Source organism: Glycomyces sp. YM15, assembly GCF_016918015.1.
Classification (GTDB): domain Bacteria; phylum Actinomycetota; class Actinomycetes; order Mycobacteriales; family Micromonosporaceae; genus Glycomyces.
In genome coordinates, this window is the sequence record NZ_JAERMK010000057.1 from 1 (window position 1) to 1,660 (window position 1,660).

The following is a 1,660-nucleotide window of genomic DNA, read 5'->3' on the forward strand; positions in this document are numbered from 1 at the left end:
GGCGGCCCGCACCCCCGCCGCCGGGCGCCAAGGCAATACAAGTCCCTCTAACCCCTCTGGAAAACGCAAGGCGCCGCCGAGGCGCTCGGAAGGAACCAGCAAAGATGCATTTCCTCAATCGCAAGAACGGCAGGACCGCCCTCGCGGCCATCGCCGCAGGAGCCCTCGCGGTCACGGCCGCCTGCAGCGGCGACGGTGGCGGCGGCGACGACGACGCCACCACCGAGGACGGCAAGATCAAGCTCACCGTCTCCGTCTTCGGCACCTTCGGGTACACCGAGGCCGGGCTTGAAGCCGAGTACGAAGCCGCCAATCCGAACATCGACGTGGTCATCGAAGGCGACGGCGTCAACTTCGACCAGGAGTTCCGTCCCGCGCTCGAGACCTCCCTCGAGACCGGCTCCGGCGCCGGCGACGTCGTCGGCATCGACGAGCAGGGCGTCACCCAGCTGTTCAGCAACTCCGAGCACTGGTACGACCTCGGCGGAGAGTACGAAGGCCGCTCCGCCGACTACGTCGACTGGAAGTGGGAGCTCGGCAAGTCCGAAGACGGCACGCTCGTCGGCTTCGGCACCGACGTCGGTGGCATGGGCATGTGCTACCGCACCGACCTGTTCGCGGCGGCCGGCCTCCCGACCGACCGCGACGAACTCGCCGCCCTCTGGGCCGACTGGGACGGCTTCAAGGCCGTCGCCCAGCAGTACGTCGACGCCGACACCGGCGCCGCCTTCCTCGACGGCCCGACCCAGCTGCAGAACATGCTGCTCGGTCAGCTCGCCGGCCAGGGCGACGGCGCGATGTACGTCGACGGCGAAGGCAACCTGACCCTCGACTCCCCCGCGGCCACCGAGTCCGTCAACACCGTCCTGGAGCTCCAGGACATGGGCGCCATCGGCAACTTCGCCTCGTGGAGCGACGAGTGGAACGCCGGCATGATCGAAGGCGGCTACGCCGTCATGCCGTGCCCCGGCTGGATGGCCGGCGGCGTCATCCAACCCACCTCCGGCCCGGACAACGCCGGCAAGTGGGACATGGCAGCGGCTCCCGGCATCGCCGGCAACTGGGGCGGCTCCTGGCTCGGCGTCCCGTCGCAGTCGAAGCACCCGGAGGAGGCCGCTGCGCTCGCCGCGTGGCTGACCGCCCCCGAGCAGCAGATCAAGGTCTTCGAGGCCGTCGGCAACTTCCCGTCCTCGCCTGTCGCGCAGGCGGACCCGCGGGTCGCCGACAAGACCAACGAGTACTTCAACAACGCGCCGGTCGGCCAGATCATCGGAGCGTCGGTGCAGAACTTCCCGGCCCTGACCTACTCCTACTACCACCCGGCCGTCAAGGGCTCGATCGAAGGCGTCCTCAACGGCGTCGCCGACGGCACCTTCAAGTCCGACGACGCCTGGGCTGAGATCCAGTCCGCCGCTGAAGAGGCGCTCCAACTGGCCTCGGCCGGTATGTAACCCCCGGCGGCCCGTCCCGGCGGCACCTGCCGCCACCGGGACGGGCCAAAGGTCCGGAACCGTTCCGGCCGCGGCGCCGATCGCGAGCCGGACCCCGGATCCAGTGCCGCCCAGCGAGGGACCGGCGCCGAACGCCTCCCAGCATCCGTTCGGCGCAACCCCCCAGGACCCGGTCCCTCCAGGCGGCACCGTGTCGGCCCGCCGCGCCC

1 protein-coding gene is annotated in these 1,660 nt (G+C 70.4%); it reads left to right on the top strand.

Annotated features, from left to right (window positions below):
* The first annotated feature begins 104 nt into the window (after positions 1 to 104).
* Positions 105 to 1,451, top strand: coding sequence for an ABC transporter substrate-binding protein (locus tag JHY01_RS26155; RefSeq protein WP_205328356.1), 1,347 nt, complete (start codon positions 105 to 107; stop codon positions 1,449 to 1,451).
* Positions 1,452 to 1,660 lie beyond the last annotated feature (209 nt).